6 protein-coding genes are annotated in these 5028 nt (G+C 39.8%); all 6 read right to left on the reverse strand.

Annotation, left to right across the window (positions count from 1 at the left end; genetic code table 11):
• Nucleotides 1–198 precede the first annotated feature (198 nt).
• Nucleotides 199–594: a hypothetical protein gene (locus BKK54_RS11500; protein ID WP_077543198.1), complete on the reverse strand. Its 396-nt coding sequence runs from the start codon at nt 592–594 to the stop codon at nt 199–201.
• A complete protein-coding gene (locus BKK54_RS11505) occupies nt 584–2626 on the reverse strand; it encodes an HNH endonuclease (RefSeq protein WP_077543199.1) in 2043 nt (680 codons plus the stop codon). Before BKK54_RS11505 ends, BKK54_RS11500 begins: the two co-directional genes overlap by 11 nt.
• A 230-nt stretch (nt 2627–2856) precedes the next feature.
• A complete protein-coding gene (locus tag BKK54_RS11510) occupies nt 2857–3099 on the reverse strand; it encodes a hypothetical protein (protein ID WP_143541473.1) in 243 nt (80 codons plus the stop codon).
• Nucleotides 3084–3215, reverse strand: coding sequence for a hypothetical protein (locus BKK54_RS12190; RefSeq protein WP_279626093.1), 132 nt, complete (start codon nt 3213–3215; stop codon nt 3084–3086). The genes BKK54_RS11510 and BKK54_RS12190 overlap by 16 nt, the downstream gene beginning before the upstream one ends.
• 219 nt (nt 3216–3434) lie before the next feature.
• Nucleotides 3435–3659, reverse strand: coding sequence for a hypothetical protein (locus BKK54_RS11515; protein WP_077543200.1), 225 nt, complete (start codon nt 3657–3659; stop codon nt 3435–3437).
• Nucleotides 3656–5028: VENN motif pre-toxin domain-containing protein (locus BKK54_RS11520; protein WP_167366628.1), on the reverse strand; the 1373-nt coding region annotated here is incomplete at its 5' end. The genes BKK54_RS11515 and BKK54_RS11520, both read right to left, overlap by 4 nt.

The raw sequence follows: 5028 nt of genomic DNA on the forward strand, positions 1-5028 counted from the left end.
CTTGAATTTGAATATTCCCCTTCAGTGAACCCAAGGTGCTACGGGCATCCGATTGCGTCCAACCTTCGCTTTCTAAATGATGTTTTTCCGATTTAGAACCAAAGGTGATACCGCCACCACCGGTGAACACTCCCGAGGTTTTCTTCGTTTCTTTATGAATACGTGTGTGGATTTTTCAAATCCACGCACCCTACCTTGCTAAAAATCTAATTTAATAAAAGGAAATGTATTTTTAAACCTTTCTAAAACCTGAATATTTTCATTTAAAGCTTTTAAGGCTTTATTCTTGCTAATAGGCATATCAAAAAAAGAACCAAATCTTTTAATTGCTATTCCATAAATGGCATCTTCCTCTTTATTATTTAGCCCTGAGTACGGACTAAACCCAATAAGAGCGGGAAGTTTATATAAGTAGTCATCAAAATCAATTAAGTCATACATATACATAGGTATTTCATCAACAGAGTTATTCTTAATAATAAATAAAATCCATTCATTAAATTCACTTTTAGTGATTGCGTTTGCAAACAAGCTAGTTTTAACAAAGCCAAGATCCTCACAAGATTCTTTAGTTATTCTAAATTTATTTCCCATTTTTCATTCCCTCTCCTCCAATATGTCCTGTTCCTTTATGAATATCTGTATCAATTAATTGCATCCTACCCGTATCTTGATGATGATGCCATGTCAACCCTGGAATCTTACTATTTCCCTGATAAATTGCCTCTAATTGGGATGAAGTAAACTGATTTTTATCTACATGCCCTCTCTCTATTGCATCAGCCAAATCTTTTGTTGCCATTTTCATTTGCTCTGTATAAGAAGCATTCTTAAAACGAGAAATATCAATCCTTGTATCATAGGCTGTAAATTGATCAAAAATTGGAAAACCCTTATTGTCAAACGGAACACCAGTCTTAGGATGTCTTTGTCCTGCAAGTTTTACATTTTTAGCATTACTTGGCGGAACCGTTGTTGACGTAACAACCCCTTTTCCATACTGCTTCTCAAAACTTGCTCTTACTTGTTTTGAATCATAAATTCCTTTTAAGGATTGTTCGACTAGTGAATTTGCCGTATCTAGGTGCTGTTTAGCTGCTGCCGTATTGCCAAGCTTTTCTGCCTTTCTCGCATTCTGATAAGCGATTTTAGCTTCTTTTAGTGGCTTAGTAACAATGTCTGCACCGGGAATAATACCTACGGTCGCCAGTAAATAATCTACACTATCCTCGGCATCCGCAAATGATTTCGCATCGCCTAATACAGGAGTAAAGTCAGCCGCAAACCCTAAAGCATCTTTAAATACTTCAAATTGTTCCTCTTTCAGCTTTTGATACGCTTCCGGATCTTCCTCTCTTAATTTCTCCTCTTTTTTCCATTGTGTATAAGATTGCCAGAACGTGTTATTCTCCACCGCCCTCTTCGCTGTTTCCGCACCCGCGGTTGCCGTGATGAAAACGCCGCCCTGTTGCTCACTCGTGCCATTGGCTTTTGCGGTGAATGCCCCCGCCAAGCCGCCCGCCAGTTGGCTTAAGGTGCTGATGTTTTCCTTCTCACTTGCCGTTAGTTCCTTCGGTGATTTTTCGTAAAGTTTTTGAGCAATAATCTCTGCTGTGACTTCACCCGTTACACCCGCAATTGCCCCCGTTAATGGGTCTTTGCCTGTGACTTGGAACTCTACTGCTGAAAGTAAAGCATGTGCTATCAGGTTGGTTGCTTTATCTTTTGTCGTATCGCCGTCTGTCATTTCGTGGATTTTTTGGTTGAGATAAGGCGAGGCAAGTGCCACTATTGCACCATTGCTGTCGTTTTGTGCCGCGGCTTGAAGCGCTGCCGTCACCGCTCGGATTGCCATGCCTTTTTCACTGCCTATGCCGTAAGTGCGGTCGATATTCTCTTGGATTTGGTTGATGTCTTTTCCAAGTTGTTGGGCTTGAGGACTGTCTTTTCCGTATTTCTCTTCCGCTTTAAATTTCTCAAGGCTGAGTTTGTTTATTTTCTCCCGCTCTTCATAGGTAGCAATTTGAATGGCGTTGTTTGAGATTTCACCTATCACTTTCGCCATTTCTTGTCGCTCTTGCACCTTCTTCAAGTCTTGTTTATTGACTTGTTCGTTGGCATTTTGGGTGTCTCTTGAAAGTGCGGTCAGATTTTCCGGTGTTTTGGTTTCAATATGAATGTTGGCACTGATGGCCGATTTGGTTGTACTTCGCTCACTTTCATGGCGGTTGCCCAAAAGACTCAATGCACTACTTATCGCTTGCATTGGGTTTATTCCGCCACTGCCCGCACTCACACTCGCACTTTCCGTTTTGATTTCACTTATGTTTTCGATGTCTGTGTGACTAATTGAACCCGTTTTAAAGCGATTTTTATTGGCTTGTGCTTGGCTTTCAATGATAGCGCCATTGAGTTGGGTGTGGTTGTGGATTGTGGCGTTCATCCCCTCTTCACCCACTTGTATGCCTGTCTGCTCCCTCACTTGGGCATAATCTACTTTCGCTTTGCTATACGCCGCATTCACCGATGCACCACCACCCGAACCATAGGCTATCGAACCGCTTGCTCCCGCACTCACTTGTTTCGAGTCGTATTTTTCCGTATCTTGACGGCTGGTAAGTGTCAAGTTTTGAAGGTCTGCTTCCCAACGCTTCGCTTTTACATTGGTAGTCTCAAGGGTTAAGCTGCCTACTTCACTGTTTGTGATGAGTTTATCCTATGGGCATATTTAATGAGTGTAAGATTTAGTTAATTCAATACTTAACCTGCGGGACATAGTATGTATGAAATATCATCTCATATACGAAAATATCAATATGTGTGTGAATGATAGATCATCCACACACGTTATATTTGCTATTCTTCGATTTCTCTATTATTCAGAACTAAATCCAAATCATAAAGAAAATCTTGTTTTTCCTCTTCTTCTAATTCTAAAAGCAGTTTATTTAATTCATATTTAGATAGTATTTTATATATATCATTTAATACTAGATTATGACTATAAGGGTTACGTCCTGACCTTAATATTATATATATCATTAAATTTTCTATTGGCTTTTCAAATGAATTTTCATAAGTATCTAATGCCCCCCCCATTCACTTTCACTATTTCCCCATTGATAAACCTTTCCATTCTCGAATTTTCTTTGACACCATAAATATGCATCTTCAAAAAACCATTGTTTTAATTCTTCATAAGATACTCTATTCATTATTCTTTTACTCCTATTGGCTTAATTTGCTTTCCGTTATTATCAAATATATTGACTTTAACATTGGATAGCGCTTATTAAATTGCTCTGCCACCCCTAAACAGCTTGGACAGGCTGGACGTTCAGCCAGCGTAGGGTGTGTGAACCAACGGTTCACGCACGAAGATCCACAATAGTGCGCGTGGATTTTTCAAATCCACACACCCTACCTTGCTAGATTTACTTAATTATTTTTCTTATTTCACTAAGAATATCTAAATACGTCATTTCAAATTGTTCATCGGTTAAATTAATTAAATCTAATGCTAAATATCTTACTTCTTTTCTCCAGTTTATAGATGAATTCATCATATTGAGTGATTGTTTCGATATATCTTGTAAAGATCTTTCTTGATCAATCATCTCAATAATTTTAGAAAAGAAATCGTCTTCTGTATATCTCATCGCTTATTCATACCCTCTAATTCTTTTTTCGTTGGTGGATAATGTAAACTATCAATGACTTGCCCATTAATAGATTTTGGGTGAACCCTATTTACATTTCCACTATGATCATAACTTTCCATCCACTGTTTTACAGAACCTGTAAAAGGATTATATTCCGTAACAAATGAATTTCCACGTGTTGGTCCTGGAGTTTTTGCTAATCTTTCAGCTTCATAATAGCGGATTCTCCCATCAGCTAAATGCCGGATTCTCACTGAGAATTTTTGAGCATTTTCTAATGCTGAAAGTTTTTTATTCAATGCTACTTGAGCATTAATTGAATAACTATCTAATCGAATATTAGCGGTAGCATCTTCATAATTAACAGTCTTACCAATAATAGGTAAGTGTTTAGTCGAATCAACTCCGTCAGGTACTTTTATAGAAAAATTATTTACATTTTTAGCTATGTTAACCCCAGCATAAGCACCTAATACTTTCCCTGCAGTTTCTCCTATAATAGCCCAACGCGGATTAATCCCTGTTGCCTCTTTAAAATCACGGTGTGCTTTTTCTTTTGCATTGCTTAGTACATCGTATCTCCCTGAGAAATCAGCTACTTTTCCATAATCTTCCGAATAAAGATCTGAATATTTTGTATAACTCGGATAACCGTATGTCGGGGTATATTTTGCTCCCGAATAGCTAAACTTATCTCGCTCGAGCTTTTGTCTTTCAACTTGACATCCACTAGATAATGCCGCCCCCTCACAAGCTGAAATGAGTGCGATATCACTTTCGATATCTTTACGTTGAATTGAATGTAACTCTTGCTGTTCGGCATTGGTTATCGTGCCCTCTTTTAATTTAGCCTCTAAGTAACGTTTACGTTCTGCTTCTTGATGTGAGAGATAATTATTCTCCACCGCCCGTTTCGCTGTGTCCGCCCCTGCCGTTGCTGTGAGGAAGTTTCCTCCCTGTTGCTCTGTCGTACTGTTCGCTTTGGCGGTAAGTGCGCCTGCCAAGCCGCCCGCTAGTTGGCTTAAGGTGCTGATGTTTTCCTTCTCACTTGCCGTTAGTTCCTTCGGTGATTTTTCGTAAAGTTTTTGAGCAATAATCTCTGCTGTGGCTTCACCCGTTACTCCCGCTATCGCTCCCGTTAATGGGTCTTTGCCTGTAACTTGGAACTCCACAGCAGAAAGCAAGGCGTGGGCTATCAGGTTGGTCGCCTTGTCTTTTGCCGTATCGCCGTCTGTCATTTCGTGGATTTTCTGGTTGAGATAAGGCGAGGCAAGTGCCACTATCGCTCCATTGGTGTCGTTTTGTGCGACGGCTTGAAGCGCTGCCGTCACCGCTCGGATTGCCATGCCTTTTTCACTGCCTATGC

The sequence above is a fragment of the Rodentibacter genomosp. 1 genome (assembly GCF_001999285.1).
Lineage (GTDB): Bacteria > Pseudomonadota > Gammaproteobacteria > Enterobacterales > Pasteurellaceae > Rodentibacter.